Below are 26,243 nucleotides of genomic sequence, written 5' to 3'. Positions count from 1 at the left end.
GCGGTGCCCAAGCCCGCACTCGAAGACGTGCTCCCGCTCACCCCGCTCCAGGAGGGGCTGCTCTACCACGCCGTCTACACCGCCGATGACATCGACGTCTACACCGTGCAGACGCTGTTCCGCTTCACCGGGCCGGTGGACACCACCGCGTTGCGCACCGCCGCCTGCGAGACCGTGTTCGAGCGTCATCCCAATCTTCGCGCCGGGTTCCTGCACGAGGGCGTCAAACAACCGGTCCAGTTCATTGTGCGCACGGCCGTCGCCCCTTGGCGCGAGGTCGACCTCGGCGCCACCGCGCCCGCCGAACGCGAGGCCGCGCTGGAACGGGTCTGGCAGGACGAGCGCCACCGCCGGTTCAACCTCGCCAAACCACCCCTGTTCCGTTACGTGTTCGTGCGCCTGGACGACGAGCACTCCGCGTTGTTGTCCACCAGCCACCACATCCTCGCCGACGGCTGGTCGCTCGGTCTGTTCAAACGCGAGCTGCTGGAGCTCTACCGCGGCACCGAACCCGCAGCCCTGCCCGAGGTCCGTCCCTTCCGCGATTACCTCGCCTGGCTGCGCGACCGTGATCAGGCCGCCGACTTGGCCGCCTGGCAGGAGGCGCTGTCGGGGTTCACCGAACCCACGCTCGTGGCCCGCCCCGATCCCGACGGCCGCAACGTGGTCTCGGTCCCGCTCACCGAGCACCTGTCCGGTGCCGAAGCCGATGCCGTCACCGCGCTCACCCGCACGGCGCGGGTCACCGCCAACACCGTCTTCAGCACGGCGTGGGCAATGGCGCTCGGTGCACTGGTGGGCCGGGACGACGTGGTTTTCGGCAGCACGGTCTCGGGACGTCCGCCCGAGTTGGCCGGGGTGGAATCGATGATCGGGCTGTTCCTCAACACCCTGCCGGTGCGGGTCGTGCTGCGTCCCGGCGAGCGCGTCCTGGACCTGCTCCGCAGAGTGCAGGCCGAGCAGACCGCGCTGCTGCCCCACCACTACACGGGCTTGGCCCAGATCCAGCACGCCACCGGCGCCGGGCAGCTCTTCGACACCCTCTACGTGTTGCAGAACATGCCCCGCCGTGACGCCGCCTTCGAAGAACTGGTGCGCGAGACCGGCCTCAGCGAGATCAGCGACTCCGACCAGACGCACTACCCGTTGACCTTCGTCATCCGCCCCGATGAGAACGGTTACGAGATCCAGTTGGCCTATCGGCCCGACAAGGTGGACGACGCGCTGGCCCGCCGCACCCTCGACTCCGCACTTCGGGCGGTGCGCCTGATGGCGGCCCGTCCCGAACAACAAGTGGGCCGCCTGCGGCTCTTCGCCGACACCGACCTGGCCCCGATCGAGGCGTTCAACGACACGGCCCTGGACCTGCCCGCGACCTCCATCGCCACGCTTTTCGAGGAGGGCGCCCAGCGCTGGCCCGAACGCACCGCGTTGGTCTTCGGCGACATCGAACTCTCCTTCGCCGAACTCAACGCGAGGATCAACCGCCTGGCCCGCGTGCTCATCGACCGCGGGGTCGGCCCGGAGACGCTGGTGGCCATCGGGGTGCCGCGCTCGGTGGACTCCGTGGTGGCCCTGTTCGCGGTCCTCAAGGCGGGGGCGGGTTACGTCCCCCTCGAACTCGACCATCCGGCCGAACGCCTGGCGGGTATGCTCGTCCGCTCTGCCCCGGCCATGGTCCTCGTCAGCCGTTCCTCCCACGACCGGGTTCCCGGGGTGCCCGGCCTGGAGCGCCTGGTCCTGGACGCCCCGGAGACGCTCGACCTGCTGGACGTGACCGGCGCCGCCGATATCACCGACGCCGAACGCACCGCTCCCGCCTCGCCCGACGCCATCGCCTACACCATCTACACCTCCGGCTCCACCGGCGAACCCAAAGGCGTGGCGGTGCCCTACCGCGGCCTGACCAACATGCTGCTCAACCACCGCGCCGCCATCTTCGACCCGGTCGTGGCCGATGCCGGCAACCGGGTGCTGCGCATCGCCCACACGGTTTCGTTCTCCTTCGACATGTCGTGGGAGGAACTGCTGTGGCTCGTCCAAGGGCACGAAGTCCACCTCATGGACGAGGAGATGCGCCGCGACTCCCTGACCCTCACTTCCTACTGTGCGAAGCACGCCATCGACGTCATCAACGTCACGCCCTCCTACTGCGCCCAACTCGTCGACGACGGTCTGCTCGACGCCTCGCGGCATCGGCCGTGCCTGGTGCTGCTCGGGGGAGAGGCGGTCTCGGAAGCGGTCTGGGAGCGCCTTGCCGAGGCCGAGGGCGTACTGGGCTACAACCTCTACGGCCCCACCGAGTACACCATCAACGCGCTGGGCGGTGGCACCCACGAGAGCGCCACCCCCACCGTCGGCGGCCCCATCGCCAACACCAGGGCCCTGGTGCTGGACACCGCCCTGCGCCCCGTTGCGGTGGGGGTCCCCGGAGAGCTCTACCTGGACGGTGTGGGGCTTGCACGCGGATACGCCGGCCGCCCCGACCTCACCGCGGAACGGTTCGTGGCCAACCCCGCCGGTGCGGCGGGCAGCCTCGTCTACCGCACCGGCGACCTCGTGCGCTGGCGCGCCGACGGACGGCTGGACTTCCTGGGCCGCACCGACGACCAGGTCAAGATCCGGGGCTTTCGTATCGAGCCCGGGGAGGTGGAGTCGGAGCTGGCCGCGTGTGCGGGTGTGGCCCAGGCCGCCATCGCGGTGCGTGAGGACGTCCCCGGGGCGAAACGGTTGATCGGTTACGTCGTCCCCGCCAGGGGCGGTGCCGATCTGGAGGAGGTGCGTGCGGATCTGGCGCGGCGGCTGCCCGCAGCCATGGTCCCCGCAGCTCTCGTCGAGCTCGACGCGCTTCCGCTGACGGTCAACGGCAAGCTCGACCAGCGCGCGCTGCCGGCCCCCGAACCGCGCCCGAGCGTCGGGCGGCCCCCGCGCGACGAGCGCGAAACGGCGCTGTGCGCGATCTTCGCGGAGGTGCTGGGTCTGCCCGAGGTCACCGTGGACGACGATTTCTTCGTCCTGGGCGGCCACTCACTGCTGGCGATGCGTGCGGTGGGCCGCATCCGCAAGGCCATGGGGGTCCGGCTCACCGCCAGCACCCTGGTTCTCGCCCCCACGGTCGCCCGGCTGGCCGCGCACGTGGCCGACACCGGTGCGGCCTCCGAACATGCCCGGTCCTCCCTGCTGCCTCTGCGCGAGGGACGCCGCAAGAAGGCCGTCTTCTGCTTCAGCCCCGGGCATGGCGTCTCCTGGGGATTCGCCGGACTGGCCCCCTACATCGAGGAGGGGCGGGCCGTCTACGGACTCCAACCGCCCTCCTCGGGCGACGTCTCCCGGATGCCGGCCAGTACCGAGGAGATGGCGCACTACTACCTGGAGCGCATCCGCGCGGTCCAGCCCGAAGGGCCCTACCACCTGGTGGGCTGGTCCTACGGCGGGCAGGTCGCCTACACGGCGGCCACCCTGCTGCGCGAAGCCGGGGAGCGGGTCGGACTACTGGCCCTGCTGGACACCTTCCCGGTTCCCCCGCTGGAGGAGATGTCGACGGTGACCGACCCGGTCGAACTGGAGCAGACGGCACTGTCGGACATGCTCGCCTACGCCCGCGCCACCGTCCAGGACGCGGGAGGGCCGCCCTTGGTGCGCGAACAGGTGTTCCCGGTTCTGCGCGCCAGTGACCACCCGCTCCTGGCCGCCCAGGACGACGCCACCCTGACCTGGATCCTGGAGTCCTGGATCCACATCGGGCGCCTGATGCCCTTCACCGAGTACCGCCCCTACGACGGTGATCTCGTGGTCTTCACCGCCAAGGCCAACGTCAGCCCCGGTGCCCAGTATCGCGACCACCGGCACTGGGGCCCCAAGGTCGCCGGAACGGTCGTCAACCACGACGTCAACTGCGACCACGACGATTTCGCCACCCCCGCGGTGATGGCCGTGATCGGCCCGGTTGTCGCCGAGGGCGTCGAGAACGCCGAACCCCAGGGCCGCTAGGCCCCTGTTTTCCCGTCCCCGAGCATTGATGGAGGAATACCGATGAGCAACCCGTTCGACGACACCGAAGGCGTGTTCCTGGTCCTGGTCAACGACGAGGACCAGCACTCCCTGTGGCCCGAGTTCGCCGAAGTCCCTGCGGGCTGGCGGATCGTGCACGGCCCGGGCAGCCGGGAGGAGGCGCTGGACTACGTCAACGCCAATTGGGGGGACCTGCGCCCGCGCAGTCTGCGCGTGGCCATGGGGGAGTCCTAGGCCGGGCCTCCGGGTCGGTACGCGGGCGTAAAGCGCCGCCCGCCGACCCGGAGGGCGTGTCACCGTCGTCCCGAGGACAGCCGAACCGGTCGACCCACCCTGATAAGGTGAGCCTTGCCTAATATTATGTTGTGGGGCGGGTGCCGAGCCGCGCAAACTGGAGTCCCGTGAAACTCGCCGATTTCGTCATCGACCTCAGCCCGCTGCGTTCCAGTCCCGCCTTTCGGGCAGTGTTCACCGCCCGGGTCGTCTCCTTGTTCGGGATCGGCTTCACCATGGTGGCGCTGCCGCTCCAGGTCTATGACGCGACCCGGTCGTCCCTCCTGGTGGCCACCGTCTCCGCCACGGCCGGGGCCTCGGTTCTGGCGGGCACGCTCATCGGGGGGTTGCTGGCCGATCGGGTGGACCGTCGCCGGTTGATCATCACCGGCAGGGCCGCGGCGACCCTGGCGTTCGCCGGCCTCGCCCTCAACTCCGCCCTGCCCGACCAGCCCGCCCTCGCGGCGATCTACGCCTGTGCGGTCCTCAACGGTGTGGTCGGGACGTTCAGCGCAGTGGGCCTACAGGCATCGGCTCCCGCGCTGGTGGGCAGGGACAAACTCCCCGCGGCCGGTGCCCTGATCGCGCTCAGCAGCGAAGTGGGAATGGTGGCTGCCCCGGCGCTGGGCGGGATCATCATCGCGGCCTGGGGTTTCACCGCGAACTACACGGTGACGGCCGTCGCGTCCGCACTGACCACTCTGCTCGTACTGCGGTTGCCGGCACTGCACCCGCAGGGCGCGGTCGCGCGGCAGTCGGTGGTCGCGGCGATCGGCGAAGGGCTGGGCTTCGCCGTTCGCCACCGTGTCGTGGGCCCGTTGCTGCTCCTGGGGTTCGTCCAACTGCTGTTCGCCGCTCCGCAGGTCCTCATCCCGGAGTTCACCGACAAGGTCCTCGACGGTGACGCCACGACCGCGGCACTGCTCTACACGGCACCCGCTGTGGGCGCGCTGCTCGGCTCGCTGACCAGTGGCTGGACCGGAAGAGTGGACCGTGCGGGGGCTGTGGTGGGCGGTGCCGTCCTGATGTGCGGTGGCGCCGTCCTGTGCCTGGGGGCCAGCCCCACCCTGCTGCCGGCGTGCGGGGCCCTCGTCCTTCTCGGTCTGGCCGAGGTCGTCGAGGAGATCCTGCGGTATTCGCTCCTCCAGTCCCAGACCCCGGACGCGCTGCGCGGCCGGGTCAACAGCGTCTGGACCGCCCAATCCACTCTCGGGGCCTCCGCCGGAGCGTTGACCCTGGGGGCGATAGCGCCTTTTGTCGGCCCTGCTGCGGCCGTCATGGCGGGGGGCGTGCTGACCATCGCGTTGGGGGGCGCCGTCCTGGCGGCCTTCCCGTCGCTGCGCGCCGCCCGTATGGCGGACCCGGCCGACGAGGCCGACAGCGCCCCACAACCGACCTGAGACGGTGGGGCCGTGCGGTCCCGCCCCGACCCCGACCCCGACGACGACCGGCTCCGGACCGGGTTCGTCGCACGAGTGTAGAGGTGCCGCCCATGACCGCGACCCGATCCGCCGGCCGCGTCGAGTTCTATCCGCTCAAACCCCGGGCCCTTGAGGTGGCCGCGGTACGCCGCATCACCCCGCGGATGATCCAGGTGGTTCTGGTCGGCGACGACCTGGCGGGTTTTCGCACCGACAACCACGCCGACCACGTCAAGCTGTTCTTTCCCGAAGAGGGCACCGGCCGCCACGTCATGCCGGTGATGGTCGAGGACGAGCGCTGGAACATCCGCGCAGAGGGGATCGTCTTTCGCGACTACACCGTCCGGCGCTACGACGCGCGGGCCGGTGAGCTCGTCGTGGACTTCGTCGCCCACGAGCACGGGCCGGCCGGCCGCTGGGCGGCGCAGGCCCGGCCCGGCCAGGTCCTTGGCGTACTGGGGCCGCGCGGAACCCGGTTCCCGCCCACCGGATTCGACTACCACTTGGTCGCCGCGGACGAGACCGCGCTGCCGGCGGCACTGCGCCTGATCGAAGGGCTGGCGCCCGACGCGGTCGTACACGCCTTCCTCGAAGTCGTCGATGCCGCTGAGGAGCAGGAGGTCGCCGCACCCCGGGGCGCGCGCATCACCTGGGTGCACCGAGGGGACGCGGAGCCGGGCACGACCGACGTGCTGGAGCGCGCACTGCGCGCGTGGCGGCCCCCGGAGGGGAGCGGATTCGCCTGGGCCGCCGGTGAGGCCGACAGCCTCAAACCGATCCGCGGGTTGCTCAAGGAGTACGGCTTCGTCCGCGGGGAGTCGGCCGAGACCGACGGCTACTGGCGCCGAGGAGCCGTCAACCTCGACCACCACGCCTGACCCGTCGGGCGGGGTGGCCGCCGTATTCTGGTGCCGTCCCGCCCGATCATCGTGGTGCTGCTAGGGGACAATCTCGCCGATAAAACTGACGTCGTCCTGGTAGACCAGGGCAATGTTTTCCGCAATGAGAAGCTTTTGGAGATCCTGATCCGGCTCGCTCGGCACCAGGACGGCAAGCCTCGGATTTGGGGGAGTGACGTGGCGTCGGTAGTCAAGAAGCTGGCCGATGGCCATGCGTATGTCCTTGCGGGTGCTCGTCCCCTTGGCTTCGTACAACACATGGTCGGTCACATCGTAAAGATCAGTCATCAGCGTTGAGGTGAGTCCCTCTGGTCTGATCTGGACCCGCTTGACCTCATGGCCGTTAGTTGCGAGGTGCTTCTGATAGGCATTGGATAATGCTGCTTCGCGGCGCTCGGTCGGGGTGCTGGGCTGAGCAGAGCGTATGCCCTTGATCTTCTTGTTGTTTTCTGGTTCCACCATGGAACTGGTGGTGACCTCGGCGGGAACCAAGTTCACCTGTGTGGCTGGAGCCGGCGGGATAGCGTCTTTTTCGTTGCGTTTGACGTCACTAGTCGGGCGCAACCGAAAAACGATGACGGTTCTCAAGGTATCGGTGTCATCGGGAGCCTGCCGGAGGACGTACGGTTGTTGCAGATCTAATGCGAACTGGCCGACGTAGCGCTGAAATTTTGTTCCCGACCCCGGAACTTTGCCGGCCGCAATGAAAACGCGGAGAACACGATCGTCAGCATCATGATGCAGAATCGCTTTGTTGCCGCTTCCCTTTTGTCCTTGAAAGGTTTGATCGCCAACGGTGCCGGCCCCGGTGTATTCGAAGATTGGTCCGTGCTCGTCTTCTTCGGCCAGCCAGCCGTCGTAGTACCCGTAGCGGTGTCCGGTGGAATGGTCGGAGTAGATGAGGATGGTGTCCGTCGTGGTGGAGGGAACGATTCCCCCCTGTGGGCCGCCCCCGAAGAGGTCCTTCATTTCGGCGCGGGTTGTAATCTGTCCCGGTTCGATGCCTGCTTCAGCCATCTCATGAGAGTAATTGGTCGTACGGACAGCGGCGTATGGGTGTGACTTCCGGGCACCCATTGCGACGGTCGGTCGCTGGCGACCTTGGGGAGCCAGCAGTCATCAATCGAGCAGTCTTTGTGCGGTGCAAAAATCCGGTTGCACCGCGCAGGCCCCTGGCAGTTGCCCACGGGCCTGCGCGGTGACCCGAAGCGCCCACATCGTTGGGGGCGCTTCAGCGCAGCGGGGGAAGAAGGCGGTTGCCCGCGCGGCTCTTCCCCCTGGTGGCTACAGCTTGCTGAGTAGATCCTTCTCCAGCGCGTCCAGGCGCAGCATGGCGGTCGTGTAGGTCAGTGCCTCGGGCCAGGCCACGGTGTAGACCCGGCCCGCCTCGACCGGCTCCAGTTCCTGCCAGACCGACTGCTCCAGCACAGGCCGGATGAGTTCGGTGGGTTCCCCCGTCCCGTCGCCGGGAATGACGACCAGGTCGTAGTCGTCGAGCCGGTCCAACTCCTCGAAGGACAGCGTCTCGAAGAAACCGCCGTCCTCGGCCGCCTGGTCGAAACGCAGCCCCGCGTCCTGGATGACACTGGTCGACCAGGAGTCCTGGTAGTCGAACTGCCACTGGTTCTTCTCGAACCCGGCGGCGATCGAGGCTGCGGAGACGCCCTCCAGCTTCTCGCCGTAGGTTTCGTTCAGCTCCGCCGTACGGGCATCGTAGTCCTGCGCCATCCGCGCGACCGTGTCCTGTACGCCGGCGGCGTCGGCGATGGTCTCGTTGGTGGTGCGCCACTCGCCGGGGTTGCCCGGTTCGGCCACGACGACCGGGGCGATCTCGGTCAGGGCGGTGTAGTCGAACTCCATCTTCGATGGGATGCCGGAGATGATCAGGTCCGGTGCGAGGGTGGCGATCTCCTCGATGTTGATCTCGGTGCGCTGCCCGACCTTGGGCAGTTCCTCGTAGCTCGTCAGCGCGTCGGGGGCGATCAACGTGGTGTCGGCCTCGCTCACCCCCACCAGCGGGATGCCCAGCTCCAGTGCGGAGGGGGTGGCCTGACCCAGGGTGATTACGCGTTGGGGCGCAACGGGGATCTGCACCGTCGTGCCGTCGGGGTTGGTGTAGTCCCGGATCTCCGCGGCGTCGGGAGCCGCCGGCTCCTGGGCGCCTGAGCCGCCGCAAGCACTGGCGCCCAGCAGGGTCAACGCCCCGACACCGGCGACCAGCACCCGCCACGCCGCGGGTGTGCGGTCCCGGGCGCGCTCGACCGCGGAGCCGCGGTTCGACAGACGGTTCATTCGTCCTCCAACACTTGGGGCAGAGGGGACGTCCCCTCCATAGCCATGCCTAACTTAGGTAAGGCTAGCCTGTGAGACTAGTGGTTGGGGAGGGGGGTTCCTGGTCGATCCGTAGAGGCCGGCTCCGGCCGTGGGTGACCGGATCCGGCCCGATCCGTAACGGTATTGCTCTTCCCCGGAAAGCGGCCCGCATGTGAGCCTTGGGGGACACCGGGACACGCTCGGGCGGGTGAAGAGGAGAGCCGCGGGTGCGTAAGGGGGCGGGGACGGGGCGCGCTGAGGGAGAACGCTACGACCCCGACCGGGACCGGATCGCCACCTACATCGAGTGGCAGAAACAGGGGGCCTGGGTCGTGCTCTGGGGCCCCTATACCCGCAGGTTCTGGGCCTTCGCCTGCTGGCCGCTGCCCGAAGGCGGCGAGGCGGTCTCCGCGCTCGATCCCACCGAGCTCTACTCGGAGATGCGCCGGGTGGAGCGCGAGCGCGGTTTTCTCCAGTGGCGCTACGGGCGCCGGCGCTCGGTCCAGGTCGAGCCGGCCTCGGTCGAACCCGCGTAGGGGCCGCCCCGTCGGTGTGCCCCTGCCCCGCGCGCGTCTCACGGGTCCTCGTCGCACATACTGCCCCCGCAGCCAGGACGAGCAGCCCTCCCTTCGTGCAGACCGAACACTCGGTTGGCCGTGGAAAGGCGGAGCAACCAATGGTCGAGGCTGCTTGTCGGCGCGTCCGCAGGCAGGGGTCGAGGGACCGGGTGAGGCGGCGCTAAAGGCCGGGAGCCTGTTAACGCTCCGGACGTGATCGTGGAACGGATCGGTCCTTTCGTATGCGCAGGATCAAGGCGACCGCGTCCTCCGGGCGGGTTCCGGGAGTCAGGACTTCCTGCAGGAGGAGGCCGCGAATCGCGGCAACGGTGACGGTGGCCGCATCCCGCGCTTCCTTCGTGCCGAGCCCTTCGCGTTCCGCGAGCGAGGACAGCATCACGGTCAGGTCGTCGATCGACTCTATGAACTCACGGAAGCCCTCGGAGTCGTACGTGGCCAGTCCGACGACGTAGAAGAAGCCACGGACTCGCGACAGCTGTTCCGGCCGGGTGTAGGTACGCCAGATCGCCACGACGAAATCGTCGAAGGTGCTCTGCCGGGCGGCTTCCAGAAGTGCCTTGTTGTCACGGGATCGCTGCGCCTTGAGCATGGCGGCCAAGACACCCGAGAGCGAACCGAAGTGGTATCGCAACAGGGCGTGGCTGGTCCCGATCCGGGCGGCGACCTCACGGAGCGACATCTCCGGCGGGGGAAGGGCCGCGCCGAAGGCGTCGAGAAGCCGTGCCAGGAGTCGCTCGCGCGCGCTGCCCGCGCGTTCCGAAATTGACAGGATCACTCCCATAGTTTATCCATTGGAAAAGAAAAATCGGCGGTTCCGTGTCGCTTCGCACATGATCGCAGTCAGCTCGCAACGGCGGAGGACCGACTATGGGGCCCGAACATGTGGTCGGCGCGGCGGGCATCGACGGATCGCGGCGCGATCCCGGCAATCTCGGCATCCCTGTCGGGAACGGCCGCACCGCCGGAGCCGGTCCCGCCGAGTCGACCCGCGACCGGGCCAGGGGCACGTGCGAGCAGACGGCGAAAGCGCTCGCCGTCGCCGAGCACGCAGGAGTACGGATCGGGCCGGGTGTTGACCTCGTCGGTCCGGCCCAGGGCCGTCGCGGCAAGGAACTCGGCCTGCGCGCGGCCCGCGAGACGCCGATGGAAGCGCTCGGGGCGACGACCCGGACCGACGCCGAGGTCCTCGACCTGTCCGGCCGGGTGGGTGTCGTCGCTCCCCGAGCCCGGGCAGACCCCGTTCTTCGGAACGGCAACCCGCTCGACGGCCCAGAACCGTTCCCCGATCCCACCGACGCCGTCCTCGTCATCCAAGGCCGGCCAAATCGTGAAGGACCTCAGATGAGCACCATGTGGCAGGGCTGCCTCCCCCATACCGACTACTTCGAGATGCGCTCCAGCGGTGGGCACGACTACGGGGTCTGGGTCACCACGCCACCGCGCTACGACCCTGCCGCGGCGCAAGCGCCTGTCGTGTACGTCCTCGACGGCAACTGGGCCGTGGGCTTGACCGCCCCACTCATCGTCACGCAACTGGACCCCATGCAGTCGATTCAGCCCTACGTCCAAGTCAGCGTGGGGTACGCGGGCAAGGAAGCAGAGCAGTGGGAGCGGTTGCGCAACCGCGACCTCGTGCCCCCCGGCGAACCCATCGCGAAGGAGTACATCGATGCGGTGGAGATGGGGATCGAAACGGGCACGATGACTCGCGAACAAGCCGACGCCTACCTCGCTGAACTGAGCGACAGCCGCGGAGATGTGTTCCTGAACTTCCTTACCGACGAGCTGCACCCGCGGATCGAACGCGACTACGGCACGGCCCCGGGCGGTCACGGCCTCTTCGGCTATTCCTACGGCGGACTCTTCAGTCTCTACGCCTGGCTCACCAACAGCACCTTCTTCGAGAGCATCGGCGCGGGCAGCCCCGGCATCGTCAACGCGGAGAGCCAGGTGTTCGCTCGTCTTCAAGCAATGGACGACACCCTGCCCGCCACGAAGCTTCACGTGACCTTCAACGACCGCGAGCTCCTCGGAGACCTGGCGGTCTACCAGAACCTCGCGAAGAACGCGGCCACGTTCCTTCACCACCTCACCCCGCGCAGCGGATCCGTCACCAGCGCACTCATGCACGAAACGCACGTGACCGGGCTACAGGCATCGTTCCTCAGCTACCTCAGAACCTGCCGTGCCCAGTAGACCGGGACGTCGAGGCCCTGCCGAACCGCAGCGCTGAGCGGTGGTGCTCCCGGCCGGTGCCGCCGCCCCGGATTCCCGGCATCGCTCGTGGTACCCGACCGGAACGCGTTTCGAGCCGGTCGGGCAGGGAAGCCGCTGCCACGTGCATCCGGAAGTCGCTGTGCACACGATCGCGGCCGGAACCTCCCGACCGCCATGCCGACGCCGACCGCCGCCCTGTGGTCGCGAAGGTGCCTCGGGCATCACCCGCCGCACGATCGAAACCACGACCGACAGGCCGGCGATCCGAACGAGATGACGTCTAAGGGGCAAGTGCGGGGTTGCGGATCCACTCCTGCAACTCGTCGCGCCGCTGGGTGTCGTTCTTGAGTGGACACGTGGTGCAGTATCCGTGCGCGGGATCGCCCTTGTAGTCGAAGCAGCAGGTACCGCGTACGGCCCACGTGCCCCGCGGGTCCTCCTCGCAGAAGGGAAAGAGCCGGGGGCGGGCCCGGGTGACGGCCCCGGCCTCGACCAGGGCGTCGGCCAGTCGGTCGGCACGACTCCATGCCGCCCCCGCGTCACGGCCCAGGAACCTGGCCGGGTTGAGCATGTAGAAGTGCATGGTGTCCATGATCCAGCCCCACAGAGTGCGCAGCCCTACCCGGGTATGGGCCTGCACGGCGGTGACCAGCGGGGAGAAGGCGTCGAACATCCCCTGGGCAGCCAGGCGGTCCAGTTCGTCGGCGTCGGCGGCCACCACCGCGTCGGGGTGGTCGGCGAATGCGTCGCCGCGCAGGACCGCAACACGCGAGCCGGTCAGCATCGGGGTACCGAAATCGGCGTTGTAACCGGTGGGGAACCACAGGTGATGGGCCCGCAGCAGCGGTGCCCGCCCGGTGAGATAGATCCCCGCTGCCACCATGAAGATGGGCTCGCGCAAGAGCCGGCGCAACAGGTGTGTCGCCGACGGAAGAGGGTGTCCGGGGCCGTGCGCGGCCATGAAGCGGTCGTAGACGGGGCCCAGCGCACCCTTGGCCGAGAGGAGGTCGGCCCGGTACCAGTGCTCGGTCTCCGGTTCTTCCGTCGCAGTCAGGACCTCGGCGGTCCGGATCTGCGGCAGCGGCGAGAACTTCAACGGCGCACAGGCGTCTACCACCGTGGAGAGCGGGTGGCGCGAGTGAGCCATGGCGAAAAGCCTTCCTGCGGACGCGAGTGCGCCCGACGCGATCAATGCCCCGGTGGCCTGCGCGGCAGCGTCGGTCTTCCCGACGGCGCGGCAGTCACCTCCTGTATACAAGTGAGGGTAGCCTCACCTATTGACTTTGGCAATTAACGCGGATCGGTTTGGTGTGTCCTGCCCTTCCGCGGCAAAGCCGCAGAAGGGGAAGGTTATACGCAACGATGGCGCACCGGGGGTCCGGAACGCCATCGTCACCTGCGTGTCATCTGCGGCTTTCGCCGGTTCTACCGCAACAGCACCAGCTGGTGGCGAACCAGGACCCGGGCCAGTTCCGCGGCCGTCGCCACGTCGGTTCCGGTGCTCGTGGCCAGTTCGCCCAGTGTCAGGGTCCGCGCGCGGGCCAGTTCGGCCAGCATCGGCTCGGCCGCCACCGGGAACCGGTAGCGCCGCCCCGACACCGCCAGGGCAACCCGGTCGTCTTCCCGCTCCAGGGCGGGGGGCAGGATCGGGGTGAACTCCACGACGGTGTCGGCATCCGGCACCGTAGCGTCCACCGCCCAGGGAAGGGCGAAGGACTGCCGGCGCGGGAATCGGGCGTCGCGTTCGGCAAAGAATCCGTCCAGGTCGTGTTCTTCCGCCAGATCGGTCAGCCGCCGGACCAGCTCGTGCTGGTGCTTGCGGCGTTCCTCGGCAGAGGCGAACCGGGGAAGGTCGGTGCGCAGGAACTCCGCCTCGTGCAGCCGCTTCAGCAGCGACTGTGCCCAATCGATCCCGGTGGCGCGAGTGAACCCGAACGTCAGGTGCATACTGACGTCCCCGTTGCCCTTGACGGTGTGCCACCAGCCGCGCGGAACGTGCAGTACCTGGCCGGGGCGCAGGATCCCTTCCCACACGGTCGTCCCGGGTGGGGTGTGCGCGTGGTCGGCATCCACCTTCATCGGGTGCGGGCGGCTGCCCTGGCCGTGCACCTGCCAGGACTTGCTCCCCGCCAGTTGCACGATGAAGGTGTCGTGGTCGTCCCAGTGGGTGTCGAAACCGTGGGAGTCGCCCCAGATCAGATACAGGTTCACTTGGGCGCGTTCACGGACGAGCCGCATCAGGTCGTCGGTGGCCGCACGGACCGGCGGATGCAGCCGGTCCACGCCGTCCAGGACCAGGCTCGCCCCCTCGCGCAACCGCTGGTACAGCGCCTCGGGGCGCACCACGCGCCGTTCGCCCCCGGAGGAGTCACCCAGCTCGGTGTAGTCGCTGAGGGGAACCGGCTTTCCCAACCGGTGCAGCCGAAGCCGGGGCGGCTCCAACTGGTGGGAGCCGAGGATGTCGCTGAGGGCATCGAAGGTCAGTAGTTCGCGCACGGTCTCCTCACCCAGGTCGGCGAACACGAACTCGTTCGACAACCGGGACTGGAGCAGGTCCTCGCCGACGGCGGTGCGCAGCGTCTCGGTGAACAGGCGATCGGTCACGAGCGGTGGTCCTCCACAATCACAGGGGGGCTGGGCGTGCGCGGACACCGCCCGGAAAACGCGGGGGAGCGGAAAAAGAGGGGGCGGCCGCCGAAAAGGCCCCTTCGGCGACCGCCCGAGCGTGCTAGATGAAGTCGGAACTGCTGTCAGTGCCGTCGCTGTCGCCGCCTGCGGTGATGTCCCGCGAGGTGACCTCGGTCAGCTCTTCGACCTCTGCCTCGAACTGGTTGGGGTCCATCTGCGTTCACCTCATCTTTCGTTATGGGGCCGGGCCCGCCGTCGGCGGGCCGGTGACAGCCCCGTCTCCGCAGCCGCGAACGCGTGTGCGTCGGCCGCGAGTTCGATTGCGCGGGTCACGGATCGCGGGCCGTGGCCCACGCCGTGCTCGTAGCGCAGCAGGATCGGGCGCGGTCCGGTGGCCGCCGCCAGCAGAGCCGCGCACATTTTGCGGGGATGGGCGGCACCGGTGCGGGTGTCACCGCCGAACCCGGTCAGCAGTACCGCCGGGTAGCGGGTCGGCCCGCCGCGCAGCACGCGGTGGTACGGGGAGTAGTCCAGGAGGGCGGCGAAGTCCTCGGGATCGGCGGCCGTGCCGAACTCCCGGATCCACATCGCGCCCAACCCCAGCCGTTCGAAGCGGACCATGTCGGCCAGTGGCGCCGAGGCGATCACCGCCGCGCACAGGTCGGGCCGCCGTGCAGTCGCGGCCAGCACCAGCAGTCCACCCGCCGATCCGCCGGACAGGCACAGTTGGTCGCGGTCGCACATCCCCCGCGCCACAAGGGTGTCGGCCGCGGCGACGAGATCCATGACCGCGCGCGCCTTGTTCCGTCCGGCGCCTGCCAGATGCCAGGCACGCCCGCGGTCGCCACCGCCGCGTACGTGTGCGACCGCGTAGCGTCCGCCTGCCCGCAGCCAGGCCAGCACCGTCGCGGAGAAGCCGAACTGGCGCGGACGGCCGAACCCGCCGTAGCCGTGCAGGATGGTCGGTCCGGCGGACGCGCCGTCCAGGGAGAAGACGCTCACCGGAACCCGGGTGCCGTCGGCGGAGGAGCACCACAGGACACTCCTGCGAACCGGCGTGCGGTCCGGGGCCGATGCGAGGTCGGCCGGCCAGCGGATCGGCGGCTCGCCGCTGCGGTACACCCATACCGACAATTGCGAGGAGACGTCGGCATAACAGAAATGGGCGCCTCCCCGGGAGTCCGCGGCCAGTTCGGCGACCATTCCCTCACCGGGCAGTTCGACCGCCCGTTCCGTGCCCCTTTCAGGATCGTGTGAGGCCAACTCGCTGATGCCCAGTCGGGTCCGGGTCACCAGCACCTCGACCGATCCGGGGCGTCCCGTGACCGCGAAACCGTCCAGGGTAGCCTCGGGGTCCTCGGGGACCACTTCGCGCCAGTTGCCTGTGTCGGGGCGTTCGGGCGTGGTGACGCACACCCGGCGCAGCGGTGCGCCGTGCGTGGTGCGCAGGTACAACAGCCCGTCCGGCCCGACGTCGGCCTCGGACTCCGCCTCCAGCCCCACGTGGACCGGGCGCAGCGCAGGAGCACCGGGATCCTCACCGGACAGGTCGGCGATCCACAGGTCGCTGCGGTGCCCGGTGCCGTGGCTCTCGCTGATCAGTAGCCAGCGCCCGCGGCGCAACCGGACGCCCGGTACGGTCCGCGGACCGGTGCACGCGTGCACCAACGTGTCGGTTCCCCTGGCAGCGCCGATCCGGTGCAGCCACACCCCGCGGCGGCCGTCGCCGTCGTCGCGCCGGGCGAAATAGAAGGCGGGGCCGTGCTCGGCGGGCAACCAGGCCACGTGGGAGTACCGCACCCCGGGCACGGGGCGTTCGACGGGGTTTCCGTCCGTGGCCGAGAGCACTTCGAGTGCGCCGCGTTCGGTGCCGCCGCTGGAGGTCTGCACCGCCACCAGTGCGCCGTCGGGGCTGGGCTCCCAGGCATCCAGCGTGGTCGCCCCGGACGGGTCCACGGCCAATGGGTCGAACAGCACCCGCTCGTGGTCGCCCTCCACCACGACCAGCCGCGGATGCTCGTCCCCGGCGTCGCGCCGGGTGGCGAACACGGCCGTGCCGCGCGTTTGCGGTACCGACCAGAGCACACCGGAGACGAGGCCGCGGATGTCGTCGGCCAGGTCGGCGCGCAGCGGCCACTGTGTCGCGGCTGCGCGCAGTTCTGCGTCGCGGTCGGCCAGCCAGCGCTTCGTCTCCGGCGATTCGTCTTGTTCGAGTCCCTGGTAGGGATCGACGACCCGGTGCCCGTGCAGGGTCTGGGTGAACGACTCGCTGTCGAGCCGCGCTTCCTGGTCCGCGCGCACCTAGCGGGCCTCCGAGGTCGCACCTGTGGGGCGGTGGGGAGGCAAGGGGCGGGAGGCACTGAGCAGGCTGGGCACGTCTGCAATACATCAATGCCGGTCGCCCACGGTCAAGGCAGGAACGGCTTGCCTGACCACGACAGGAGTGTGGCGTCAGGTATACGTTTACCCGCGCGATTTTTGTGTCGGTCCAGGTCGAGACGGTGTGGCCGGAAATGCCGGAAAGGTTCTGTCGTCGGCTGCTGTGATCTTTCCCGGTCCGGCTCGCCACCCTCAATCGGCTTCGCGGTGCTCCTGCGGGGGGAGAAGGGGACCGCCCTCCCACTCCTCGAAGACCAGCATCGTCTGCACCTGGGTGACCTCCGGGCGGGTGGTGAATTCGTCCACGACCAGCCGTTGCAGGTCGGCCACATCGGCGGCGGCGACCAGCACCAGGAAGTCGTCGACCCCGGCCAGGTGGTAGAGGGCCCGGGTCTCGGGCAGCGCGCGGATGTGCTCGGCGGTGGAGCGCAGCATTGTGTGGCTGTGGTGGACCCGCAGCGACAGGAACGCCTGGATGGGGCGGCCCAGTGCGCTGGGGTTCACCCGGAGCCGGTTGCCGGTGATCACGCCCGATTCGCGCAGTCGTGCCACGCGATCGAGGCAGGTCGAGGGGGCAAGGCCCACGGAGGCCGCGAGATCGCGGTTGGTGATCCGTGCGTCGTTCTGCAAGATCCGCAGAATCTCCAGGTCGGCCGAATCCAAGCGAACATTCTCAGTCATTTGCCGAACTTAGCACGGCAGTTTGCGATTCTTGCGGAAGTATCTTCATAATTGAAGCATTGTGGCCGTGAACTGGGCGGATTTTCGCCGCCCCGACCGTGTGTCGTTCGCAGCCCTCGGAGTCCCGTCTCCGCACCCCGATCATCACCTGAGGAGTACCGCTATGCCCATGCCCGAACACCTTCTCGTGTTCGTGCTCGCCTCGGCCGTCATCGTCGTCCTGCCCGGGCCGGACTTCGTGCTGGTCACGCGGAACACGTTGGCGCATGGGCACGGCTCCGGAATGGCGACCGGGCTGGGGTCCACGACGGGGATCGCCGCCTACACGTTGCTTGCCGCCGCAGGGCTCACCGTGATGATCGCGGCCAGTCCGGTCGCCCTGGTCGTGCTGCGTTTCGCCGGTGCGGCCTACCTCGTCTACCTCGGCGCGGCCGTCCTCCTGCGACTGTGGCGCGGCTGGCGGCGCGGGGACCTCGCGGAGCTGGCGCCGGGGGCCGAGTCCGGCCGAGGAGGTTCGCCCTTTACGCAGGGGCTGCTCAACAACCTGCTCAACCCAAAGCCGCTGGCGTTCTTCCTGACCTTCCTTCCCCAGTTCGTTGCTCCTGACGCGGCCGCCGCACCGCAGATCATGCTCCTGGGGGCGATCGTCATCGCCATCGCGTTGATGTGGTGGGCGGTCTACGTGTTCGCCATCTCCCACCTCTCCGAGCTGCTGCGCCGGCGAAGGGTTCGCCAGGGCATCGAGCTGACCAGTGGAATGGCGCTGACCGCCTTCGGGGTGGCGCTGGCCGTGGCCGCCTAGCGTCCCCGCGCGCCCCTGCTGCCCGTCCGGTTGTCCGTCCTCGGGCAGGTCGGGGCGGGGGATCAGTGGGAGGCGAGCAGGGCGGCACCGTCGTGAACGGTGAGGGCCAGGGGGCCCGGGGCCAGGGCGGCCAAGGCCGCCCGGTAGCCGGCTCCGGCGTCCAGATCGGTGAGGCACACGGCTGCGGGAGCATTGGGCGGATCCCAGTGCAGCACGGCCGCGTCCTCGTGCGGACCGTTGACCGCAACCGAGGTCAACCCGCCCGAGAGTCCCGCCCCGGTCGCTTTGAGCAGTGCCTCCTTGCGCGACCAGTAGGAGAAGAAGCCCGCGGCCCGCTCGGCCTCGGGCCGGGCGTCCAGGGTTGCCCGCTCGGCGGCGGTCAGTGCGTAGTCGGCCAGGCCGTCGAGGTCGCGCGTGGGCTTGATCGCTTCCACGTCCAGTCCCACGGGCACTCCCCGGGACAACGCCACCCCCACGCGTTCCCCCGAGTGCGTGATCGAGATTTCCAGCCCCTCGGACGGACCCGTGGGGCGGGGTTTGCCGTGGGGGTCGGTGCGCGTGCAGTACCCGCAGTGCAGGGCGAACGTCACCTCTCGCGGGTCGCACCCGCTCTCCTGCGCGCACAGCAACCGGGCGAGGGCGTGTGCCACGGCGTAACGGTCGCGGTCGCTCGATTGGCGCAGGCGGCCGTGCCGGGCCCGTTCGTCGGTGTCGAGAATGTCGAGAAGGGCCGGCGTGGCAAGGGCCGGGGCGGCCCACCAGACGGCGCAGGGGACGGGGCTGCTGGCTGATGAGGAGAGCACCCCACCATTGTGACCGGTTCGGGATGTCGCGCGGCAATGTGCTTCGGTTCACTCGACAATGCTGATAGTTCACACATATTTAAGGTCCGTAACTCGATCTAATGAACATCTTCTGTGTTTGAATTGCGACATGGACAGCGTCGAACGGATGGATCTCATCGTCGCCCGGCTCCGTGAGGAGGGCGAGGTCACCGTTGTGGAACTCGCCGAGACCACCGGACACTCGGAGATGACCGTCCGACGCGACCTCGACCACCTCGCAGGGCAGGGCGTTTTGCGTCGGGTGCGCGGCGGTGCGGTCAGCCTGTTGCCCCGTGGACAGGAGCCGCCCTATGCGATCCGGGAGCGCCAAGCCCCCGATGCCAAACGGCGGATCGCCGAGGCGGTCGGTGAGCTGATCGGTGACGGCCAGGCGGTGCTGCTCGACAGCGGGACGACCACCCTCCAGGTGGCTCGGGAACTCGCCGAGCGACACATCACCGTGATGCCCTTGTCGTTGCAGGTGGCTCAGGTTCTCAGTGATGGTCGAACTGCCCGCCTCCTCATGGCGGGGGGAGAAGTGCGCGTCGGCGAGCTCTCCCTGATCGGCCCTCTCGCAGAGGCGTCGCTGAACGCGGTGCGCTTCGACACCGCCGTCCTTGGATGCTGCGGCCTGTCGGTCGCGGAAGGGGTCACTGCCTACGACCTCGGCGATGTCGCCATCAAACGGGCAGCCATGCGGTCGGCGCGGCGCGTCGTCCTGGCGGCCGACTCCACCAAACTCGCCCAGGTGGCCATGGGATACGTCTGCCCGGTGGGCGACATCGACGTCCTGGTCACCGATACCGATGCCCCCGACGAGGCCGTGGCCGCGATCAGCGCCGCCGGTGTCGTCGTCCAGTGCGTCTAGCGCACCTTCCTCCCATCCGTCAACCGTGTGCCCCCGGGCGGTCCGTGCGCCCGGTTCCAGGCGCCGGTGCGCTCCTGTCCGGAGCTCCCGGTCCGCTCGGGCGACGGGGCCGACCCGGCCGCGCCGCCCCTCGCCCCGTCGCCGCCGGCCGATCCCGGCGACGTCGGGCCCGCCCAGTACGCCCCCAGCACGACCCGAGTGAGGGTGAACCGTGACCGAGAACCAGCGCATTCCCCGTCCTGTGCCACCGAAGGCCGCTCCGGCTGTTTCCCCTGTTCTGCGTCGAGCACGCCGTACCGTCTGGGCCTACTTCTTCGTTGCGGGAATGATCATCGCGACCTGGGCTGCCCGCATCCCCGCTGTCAAGGAGCAGGCAGGACTCAACGACGGGCAGTTGAGCCTCGCCCTGCTGGGGCTGGCCGTCGGTGCGCTGGCCGCGATGCAGGTCGCCGGACGCCTGGTGGACCGGCACGGCAGCACCGCCACCATCCTGCCCGCAGCCGTCATCGGCAGTCTCGCGCTGGTCGCGCCGGGCTACGCCAACTCCCTGCCCTTCCTCTTCGTGGCACTGTTCGCGATCGGGGCCGGCCACGGCATGATCGACGTCCCCATCAACGTGCACGCCGCCCGGGTCGAACGCCTCTACGGTCGTCCGATCATGGCCTCTTTTCATGCGGCCTTCTCCATCGGCGGTTTCACCGGCGCGGCCCTCGGCGGACTGGCCGCCTACGCCCGGATGAGCGCCGCTCTCACCTTCTGGATCGTCGCCCTGGTCCTGGTCGTGCTCTCGGTGGCCGTGCGTCGTGGGCTGCTGGGCGGACTGGACTCCACCGCCCCGGCCCCGGTCCGTGGTGACCAGGACCCGACCAGCCCGAAACCAGGGGGTCGCGCCCGGATCTCGCCCAAGGTCGTGTTCTTCGGTCTGGTCGCCCTGTGCTGCATGCTCGCCGAGGGATCGGCCACGGACTGGGCCACGGTATTCCTCCACGACCAGCGGGGCGCGTCCGGTGCGCTGGCCGCGGCAGGCTTCGCCGCGTTCTCCGCCCTCATGGCCGCCGGCCGTCTCGTGGGAGACCGCCTGACCGCCCGCTTCGGCCCGGTCGCCATCGTGCGCGCGGGCGGGCTCCTGGGGGCCTGCGGGCTCACCCTGAGCCTGGTGGCGCCCTGGACCTTCGCCTCCATCGTGGGCTTCGCGATCATGGGGGCGGGTCTCTCCTGCATCATTCCCCAGGTCTTCACCGCCGCCGTCGACTACGACCCCGCCCGCGCCGGCCGGAATCTCGGATTCGTCGCCGCGATCGGCTATGTGGGACTGCTCAGCGGCCCCGTGGCCATCGGTGCCCTTGCCCACGTCACCAACCTGACCGTGGCCATGGCGGTGCCGGCCGTGCTCTCGGTGTTCATCGCACTGGCTGCTGTCGCGCTCCGCCCCGACCGCGAGGGTTCGGTCCACCCCGTCGACGCATGAGTCCTCTCCGACCGCCCGGCACCGGAGCCGGTGCCGGGCGGCAGTGCGTCCGTCCACCATCCGATATCGGGTGACAGCACTATCACCAAGGCGAGCCCCTGGGCGCGTGTAACGAGTGCGTGGGCAGGGAATCCCCACAGGGACGTACTCGGTGAGCTGGGTCATATCCCGGATGCCGTGCATGGTGGTTCACCCCCGGCCCGAGGGAGCCAAGGCATGTCCGTGCTGCTGATGTTCGGCATCGCCACACTGGTCGCGTTCGCCGTTGTGGTGACGCTCTTCATCCTGGCCCTGGTCCTCGGCAACGGAACCGAGGACGGCGACGATTCCTCCGACGACCATGGTGACGACGAGGCGATCGACAAGGCGTTCTCCGCACACGGCGTTCGCTTCGACTGACCGCCTGCTCCCTTATGATCTGATCGCGGCATCAGCGGTCGGACCACCCGGTCCGACCGTCGCCGCGGCAGATCGAGATGGGGTCAAATGGCTCGGGAGGGCAAACCGGTGTTCGCCGCCGAGCGCCGGGAGCGGATCCTGGAGCTGGTGCGGGCCAACGGCACGATGGCGCTGCGCGACCTCGCCGATCGGGTGTGCGCCTCGGAGGTGACGGTCCGCCGCGACGTGCGCACGCTCGAGGCGCAAGGGCTCATCGACCGCAGGCGGGGCGGGGCTGCCCTTCCAGGGCGAATACGTGCCGGCGATACCCGCTCCGCCGACCACGCCCGGTCCGAATGGCCGGCGATCGCCCGATCCGCGGCGCGGCTGGTCGTCGACGACGACGCGATCGTGCTCGGCCCCGGCGATGCCACCGAGGCGCTGGCCCGCGAGCTCACCGGCCGCGCGGGCCTCACCGTCGTCACCAACTCGCTGCGCGTCGCCCAGGTCCTGGCCGAAGCCACCGGTGTGGAGGTCGTGATGACCGGGGGGACGCTGCGCGGCTCGCTCATGGCGCTCGTCGGCAGCGCGGCCGAACACTCCCTGGGCGGCCTGCGGGTGCACCGCGCATTCGTCTCGGGCAACGGGGTGACCGCGGAACGGGGCCTGAGCACGTCCAACGCCGCAGTGGCGAGTGTGGACCGCGCGCTGGTCGCCTGCGCCGAGGAGGTCATCGTGCTCGCCGACCACACCACCGTCGGAGCCGACACGATGGTGCAGACGGTTGCTCCCGAAGCCATCGCGCACCTGGTCACCGACAACCACGCCGACCCCGAGATCCTGATGACCCTGGAGGACACGGGGACCACGGTGCACGTCGCCGTCCCGGAGAGCGACCGCGGGGAGTAACGGCCCGATGCCGTCGCCGTGACGGTCGGCGTCGGAGGGCGGCGGTTCCGGCCACAATGGTTGGAGTGAGACGCAGCCAGCGACCACGACCCGCCACCGGTTACGCTCCCGGATTCCGATGATGGAGGCCTTCTCCCCCATGCCCACCCCGGTCACCCTGCCCGAGCCGTGGTCCCGATCCCGGCTAAGCGTCGTCGTCCCCACCTACAACGAGGCGGACAACCTGCCCGTGCTGGTCGCCCAGCTGATGGCACTCGAACTGCCCGGCCTGGGCCTGGTGATCGTGGACGACAACTCACCCGATGGCACCGGCGAGGTCGCCGACAAGCTTGCCGCCGAGCACGCGGGCCGGATCACGGTGGTGCATCGCACCGCAAAGGACGGCTTGGGGCGCGCCTACATCGCCGGGATGACCCGAGCCCTCGACGACGGGGCCGACTTCGTCGCCCAGATGGACGCCGACCTCTCCCACCCCCCGGCCTATGTGCCCCAGTTGCTGGGTACCCTGCTCTCCACCGGTGCCGGTGTGGTCATCGGCAGCCGTTACGTACCCGGTGGCAGTCTGTCGGGGGAGTGGGGAGTGCGCCGCCGCCTGCTCAGCGGCTGGGCCAACACCTACGTCAAGGCGATCCTGGCGATGCCCATCCGCGACGTCACCGCGGGCTTCAAACTCTGGCGCCGTGAGGCCCTGGAAGCCCTCGACCTGGGCAGCATCCACAGCAGCGGGTACAGCTTCCAGGTGGAGATGCACTTTCGTGCCTACCGTCGAGGCCAGAAGATGCTGGAGATCCCCATTCACTTCGAGGACCGCGCCGAAGGCATCAGCAAGATGGACCTCGCGGTGCAGGTCGAATCCGCGCTGCGCCCCTTCCGGTTGCGCAAGTACGAGCGCGAGGCGCATCGCCCCGGTTGATCCACCCCTGCGCCGGCTCCCACGGTCCGGTGCCGGCGCAGGGCCAGGGCCTGTTTCAGGGCACCACGGTCGGTTCCACCGCGCGATTGCGGAGCACGGTGTCGGCGATTCGCTGGGCCAACTGCTCGGCCTGGGCACGGATCTCGGGAATCGCCGTGGTCTCGTAGAGCTGGCCGCGGCGTACCGGCCCCAAAGCGAACAGGCGTCGGCTGACCCGCCCGGACGGGGTCACCAGGGCGCCGCGCGGGCAGGTGTCCACCCCTAGGCCCAGGTGGTTGGGGCGCGCCAGGCCGTCACCGAGGATGCGGGTGATGAAAGGCGCGCTTCCGGGGTTGGCACCGGTGCAGTTCAGCACCGCGTCCACGTCCAGGGCCGTTCCATCGCCCAGTCGGGCGCGCAACGCGCCGTCTGCCCGGCCGACCTCGCGGAGCCCACCGCTGTGGATCCGGAGCCGGCCCTGTGCGCGCAGCGCCGAAAGCCGGGCGGCGACCTCGGGTGCCATCCGGTGGCGTGCGGCCTCCCAGTGCCGGGCCAGGCGGTCCAGGAAGCGGCGCTGTTCGCTCGCGGACAGCCCTTGCCACACCATCTGCACGTGCGGCCGCAGCGAGTCCACGACGTGGCGCCAGTCCCCCGGATAGTCCCGTACCGCCGCGCGGACCCGCCGGGTCAGGTCGCGCAACGACGGAGGGTTGCCCGCCATGCCGTGCAGGTCGACCAGTCCCGGCGGGGTGACCAGGGGAAGCCGGTGCTCCTGCGGCAGCAGTCCGTGCCGCGAGACCGCGTGCACCACCGTGTCCGGGCGGCTGCGGGTCAGGCTCAGGGCGACATCGACCATGGTGAGGCCGGTTCCCACCGCCAGAACCCGGTCGGCGCGCTCAAGGGCTGTGATCCCGGAGTCCGGGTGCCACGGGTCGGAGACGACTCCCGGCAATTCCGGGCAGCCGGGGGTGTGCATCCCGGCGGCGTTGCCGGTGGCAACCACGACGCCGGAGGCGCGCAGCTCCTCGCCGCTGCCCAGACGCAGGGTGACACCGTCGTCGCCCGGACGGGCCGACTCCACCCGGGCGGTGCGCAACTCCAGGGAGGCGTGCGGTTGCGCCCAGGCCGCCGTCCGGGCCAGCGTCTGGGCCAGGTAGTCGCCGTAGACGCGACGGGGGAGAAAGGAGTCCGGTCCGTGTCCGAGAGCGTGCTCGTGCGACCATTCGGCGAGATGGCCGGGTTGGTCGGGGAGCGCGGACATGGATTTCAGCGGCGAGTTGAGCAGGTGGCCGTCGTCGTGGGTGGAGTAGGCGACCCCGCGCGCGTGCCGGCCGTGCTCGTCGAACAGCACGAGCCGGTAGCGCAGTCGCAGCCACGTGGTGGCGCGCAGCAGCGCGATCGCGGTGAGGGCGGAACTTGCCCCGCCACCCACGCAGGCGATGACCGGCCGCGGATCGGGCTCCATCAGATCGCGGACCATAAACCTACTCTATCGATCGGAATTAGCGATTGGAATGGTCCGGCGCAGCGGGCCTTCCGGCGGCGATACCCAGGAATGTAACCCGGAAGCAGCTCCGGAGGGAAATAGGAAACGCAAAGCGGGCGCTCGACGAGAAACTCCTGGAAAACGCCCGTTTCGCGCAATCGGCCGATGCTGGTCGCTCGTCAGCGCCCCCGTGATCGAGGTCCGCACGGCCCGGCGCGATCGAGGCGATCAGTCCTGTCGGCACCGCGATCGCGATGAAGGCGCAGATCTGCCCCACCGGCAGGGCCCGGTCCATGAACATGTTTCCCGCAGCTCAGCCGAACAGGATGCCCAGCACGGCGCCCACCAGCGACACCAGTACCGCCTCGATGCTCAAGCATCGCGCCCACCTGTCCTTTGGACAGCCCCAGGGCGCGCACCAGAGCCGATTCCCGGCGACGTTCGATCACCGGCAGCGCCATGGTGGTGGCGACGCCGAACACCGCGATCAGGATCTCTGCTCCCGAGCGCGCGTCCAGGTTGCCGGTGGGCGTCGGAATAGACCGCCTCGGGCGCGTCCAGCAGGGCGCGGGCCACGGGCCACGCGCTGTGGCCGACCCCCGGAAAGTTCGGAGGTCGGGTGGTCCAGGCGGTCGGCCACCCCCACCGCCCCGATCACGTGGGCCAGGCATCGGGCGTCCACGGTGCGTTTGGCGATCCGGGCGGGCAGCACGATGGTGTGGTGCGCGGTCGGCATGGGGAGCAGGTTGAAGGACTGGAAGATGAATCCGATGCGCTCGCGGCGCGGCCGGGTGAGCCGTCTGTCGTCGAGGGTGGTGATGCCGGTGCGGCCCAGGCGCATGCTTTTGGACGTGGCGGTGTCGGCCCGCCAAGCACTGCATCAGGGGGGACCGCCCGACTCCGAGGGCCCACGACGGCCGTGAACGCGCCCCGGGCGAACTCCACGTCCACCCCGCCCGATCCCCGCACCGCAGGGGTTCTCGCCCCGTACACCTTGGTCGGCCCGCGCGCCGCCACCGCGGGCGCGGCGGATGGGACGGGGGACGCCGCCGTCCGGCTCACGGTGGTTCTCCTGGGCATGGGTGGAGGCATCAGCCGGTCGGGCGCAGACGTGACTGTGCAGGCCGCCCGGCCGACGAATTCCACGCTGGGCCGGCCCGCCCCTTCGACCTCGCCCGAACTGCTGATCGCGGCCACGGTCGAAGGGGGAGGGAAG

The 26,243-nt window shown here is 69.5% G+C and carries 21 protein-coding genes and 2 pseudogenes; 12 read left to right on the top strand and 11 right to left on the bottom strand.

Going from position 1 to position 26,243, the window contains the following annotated elements:
- Positions 1–3 precede the first annotated feature (3 nt).
- The 4 genes from QSJ59_RS16095 (at position 4) to QSJ59_RS16080 (ending at position 6,583) form a co-directional block, all read left to right on the top strand.
- Positions 4–3,990, top strand: coding sequence for an amino acid adenylation domain-containing protein (locus QSJ59_RS16095; RefSeq protein ID WP_285760380.1), 3,987 nt, complete (start codon positions 4–6; stop codon positions 3,988–3,990).
- Positions 3,991–4,032: 42 nt separating this feature from the next.
- Positions 4,033–4,245 carry an MbtH family protein gene (locus QSJ59_RS16090; RefSeq protein ID WP_285760379.1) on the top strand — a complete coding sequence of 71 codons (213 nt, stop codon included), beginning with the start codon at positions 4,033–4,035 and terminating at the stop codon, positions 4,243–4,245.
- Between the two features lie 167 nt (positions 4,246–4,412).
- Entirely contained in the window at positions 4,413–5,684 is a 1,272-nt protein-coding gene (gene entS / locus QSJ59_RS16085; protein WP_285760378.1) for an enterobactin transporter EntS, read from the top strand.
- A gap of 92 nt (positions 5,685–5,776) precedes the next feature.
- On the top strand, positions 5,777–6,583 hold the full coding sequence (locus QSJ59_RS16080; protein ID WP_285760377.1) for a siderophore-interacting protein: 807 nt from the start codon (positions 5,777–5,779) through the stop codon (positions 6,581–6,583).
- A gap of 60 nt (positions 6,584–6,643) precedes the next feature.
- On the opposite strand, the gene QSJ59_RS16075 is transcribed toward QSJ59_RS16080, so the two are convergent.
- A complete protein-coding gene (locus QSJ59_RS16075; RefSeq protein WP_285760376.1) occupies positions 6,644–7,621 on the bottom strand; it encodes an SRA domain-containing endonuclease in 978 nt (325 codons plus the stop codon).
- 267 nt (positions 7,622–7,888) lie between these two features.
- Positions 7,889–8,896: an ABC transporter substrate-binding protein gene (locus QSJ59_RS16070; RefSeq protein WP_285760375.1), complete on the bottom strand. Its 1,008-nt coding sequence runs from the start codon at positions 8,894–8,896 to the stop codon at positions 7,889–7,891.
- A gap of 248 nt (positions 8,897–9,144) precedes the next feature.
- Between QSJ59_RS16070 and QSJ59_RS16065 the strand changes: the two genes are divergently transcribed.
- On the top strand, positions 9,145–9,453 hold the full coding sequence (locus QSJ59_RS16065; protein ID WP_285760374.1) for a hypothetical protein: 309 nt from the start codon (positions 9,145–9,147) through the stop codon (positions 9,451–9,453).
- A gap of 220 nt (positions 9,454–9,673) precedes the next feature.
- On the opposite strand, the gene QSJ59_RS16060 is transcribed toward QSJ59_RS16065, so the two are convergent.
- Complete coding sequence (locus QSJ59_RS16060) at positions 9,674–10,270, bottom strand: TetR/AcrR family transcriptional regulator (protein WP_285760373.1); 597 nt, start codon at positions 10,268–10,270, stop codon at positions 9,674–9,676.
- A gap of 92 nt (positions 10,271–10,362) precedes the next feature.
- On the opposite strand from QSJ59_RS16060, the gene QSJ59_RS24330 reads away from it, so the two are divergent.
- The gene (locus QSJ59_RS24330) at positions 10,363–11,691 is read left to right on the top strand and encodes an alpha/beta hydrolase-fold protein (protein WP_349497216.1); all 1,329 of its coding nucleotides are present in this window, start codon (positions 10,363–10,365) and stop codon (positions 11,689–11,691) included.
- Positions 11,692–11,817: 126 nt separating this feature from the next.
- On the opposite strand, the pseudogene QSJ59_RS16050 reads toward QSJ59_RS24330, so the two are convergent.
- The 5 genes and pseudogenes from QSJ59_RS16050 to QSJ59_RS16030 form a co-directional block, all read right to left on the bottom strand.
- Positions 11,818–11,934, bottom strand: a pseudogene (locus tag QSJ59_RS16050) (IS5/IS1182 family transposase); the annotation flags it as partial.
- Positions 11,935–11,992: 58 nt separating this feature from the next.
- Positions 11,993–12,859 (bottom strand): (2Fe-2S)-binding protein, encoded by an 867-nt coding sequence (locus QSJ59_RS16045; RefSeq protein ID WP_285760372.1) that lies wholly within the window; start codon positions 12,857–12,859, stop codon positions 11,993–11,995.
- Positions 12,860–13,137: 278 nt separating this feature from the next.
- A complete protein-coding gene (locus QSJ59_RS16040) occupies positions 13,138–14,316 on the bottom strand; it encodes a JmjC domain-containing protein (RefSeq protein WP_285760371.1) in 1,179 nt (392 codons plus the stop codon).
- A gap of 249 nt (positions 14,317–14,565) precedes the next feature.
- Entirely contained in the window at positions 14,566–16,641 is a 2,076-nt protein-coding gene (locus QSJ59_RS16035) for a prolyl oligopeptidase family serine peptidase (RefSeq protein WP_285760370.1), read from the bottom strand.
- A 270-nt stretch (positions 16,642–16,911) separates the two neighbouring features.
- Complete coding sequence (locus QSJ59_RS16030; RefSeq protein WP_285760369.1) at positions 16,912–17,400, bottom strand: Lrp/AsnC family transcriptional regulator; 489 nt, start codon at positions 17,398–17,400, stop codon at positions 16,912–16,914.
- A gap of 163 nt (positions 17,401–17,563) precedes the next feature.
- Here QSJ59_RS16030 and QSJ59_RS16025 point away from each other — a divergent pair, with 163 nt between their 5' ends.
- Positions 17,564–18,202 carry a LysE family translocator gene (locus tag QSJ59_RS16025; protein ID WP_285760368.1) on the top strand — a complete coding sequence of 213 codons (639 nt, stop codon included), beginning with the start codon at positions 17,564–17,566 and terminating at the stop codon, positions 18,200–18,202.
- Between the two features lie 62 nt (positions 18,203–18,264).
- Here the strand turns inward: QSJ59_RS16025 and QSJ59_RS16020 are convergent, their stop codons facing one another.
- Positions 18,265–19,005, bottom strand: a complete 741-nt coding sequence (locus QSJ59_RS16020) for a 4'-phosphopantetheinyl transferase family protein (RefSeq protein ID WP_285760367.1) — start codon at positions 19,003–19,005, stop codon at positions 18,265–18,267.
- 130 nt (positions 19,006–19,135) lie between these two features.
- On the opposite strand from QSJ59_RS16020, the gene QSJ59_RS16015 reads away from it, so the two are divergent.
- The 5 genes from QSJ59_RS16015 (at position 19,136) to QSJ59_RS15995 (ending at position 23,562) form a co-directional block, all read left to right on the top strand.
- On the top strand, positions 19,136–19,894 hold the full coding sequence (locus QSJ59_RS16015; RefSeq protein ID WP_285760366.1) for a DeoR/GlpR family DNA-binding transcription regulator: 759 nt from the start codon (positions 19,136–19,138) through the stop codon (positions 19,892–19,894).
- Between the two features lie 211 nt (positions 19,895–20,105).
- Positions 20,106–21,362, top strand: a complete 1,257-nt coding sequence (locus tag QSJ59_RS16010; RefSeq protein ID WP_349497215.1) for an MFS transporter — start codon at positions 20,106–20,108, stop codon at positions 21,360–21,362.
- 216 nt (positions 21,363–21,578) lie between these two features.
- Positions 21,579–21,761 (top strand): hypothetical protein, encoded by a 183-nt coding sequence (locus QSJ59_RS16005; protein ID WP_285760365.1) that lies wholly within the window; start codon positions 21,579–21,581, stop codon positions 21,759–21,761.
- An 87-nt stretch (positions 21,762–21,848) separates the two neighbouring features.
- Positions 21,849–22,649, top strand: a complete 801-nt coding sequence (locus tag QSJ59_RS16000) for a DeoR/GlpR family DNA-binding transcription regulator (protein ID WP_285760364.1) — start codon at positions 21,849–21,851, stop codon at positions 22,647–22,649.
- Positions 22,650–22,788: 139 nt separating this feature from the next.
- Positions 22,789–23,562 (top strand): polyprenol monophosphomannose synthase, encoded by a 774-nt coding sequence (locus tag QSJ59_RS15995; protein WP_285760363.1) that lies wholly within the window; start codon positions 22,789–22,791, stop codon positions 23,560–23,562.
- 55 nt (positions 23,563–23,617) lie between these two features.
- Here QSJ59_RS15995 and QSJ59_RS15990 read toward each other — a convergent pair whose 3' ends face one another.
- On the bottom strand, positions 23,618–25,021 hold the full coding sequence (locus QSJ59_RS15990) for an FAD/NAD(P)-binding protein (protein ID WP_285760362.1): 1,404 nt from the start codon (positions 25,019–25,021) through the stop codon (positions 23,618–23,620).
- A 494-nt stretch (positions 25,022–25,515) separates the two neighbouring features.
- Positions 25,516–26,107: pseudogene (locus tag QSJ59_RS15980) on the bottom strand (ATP-binding cassette domain-containing protein); the annotation flags it as partial.
- Positions 26,108–26,243 lie beyond the last annotated feature (136 nt).

Origin of the sequence: Nocardiopsis ansamitocini (assembly GCF_030268225.1) — a bacterium.
In the GTDB taxonomy this organism is placed as follows: domain Bacteria; phylum Actinomycetota; class Actinomycetes; order Streptosporangiales; family Streptosporangiaceae; genus Nocardiopsis_D; species Nocardiopsis_D ansamitocini.
The sequence above is the reverse complement of the archived record's forward strand: the minus strand, read 5'-3'. Positions and strand labels throughout refer to the sequence as shown.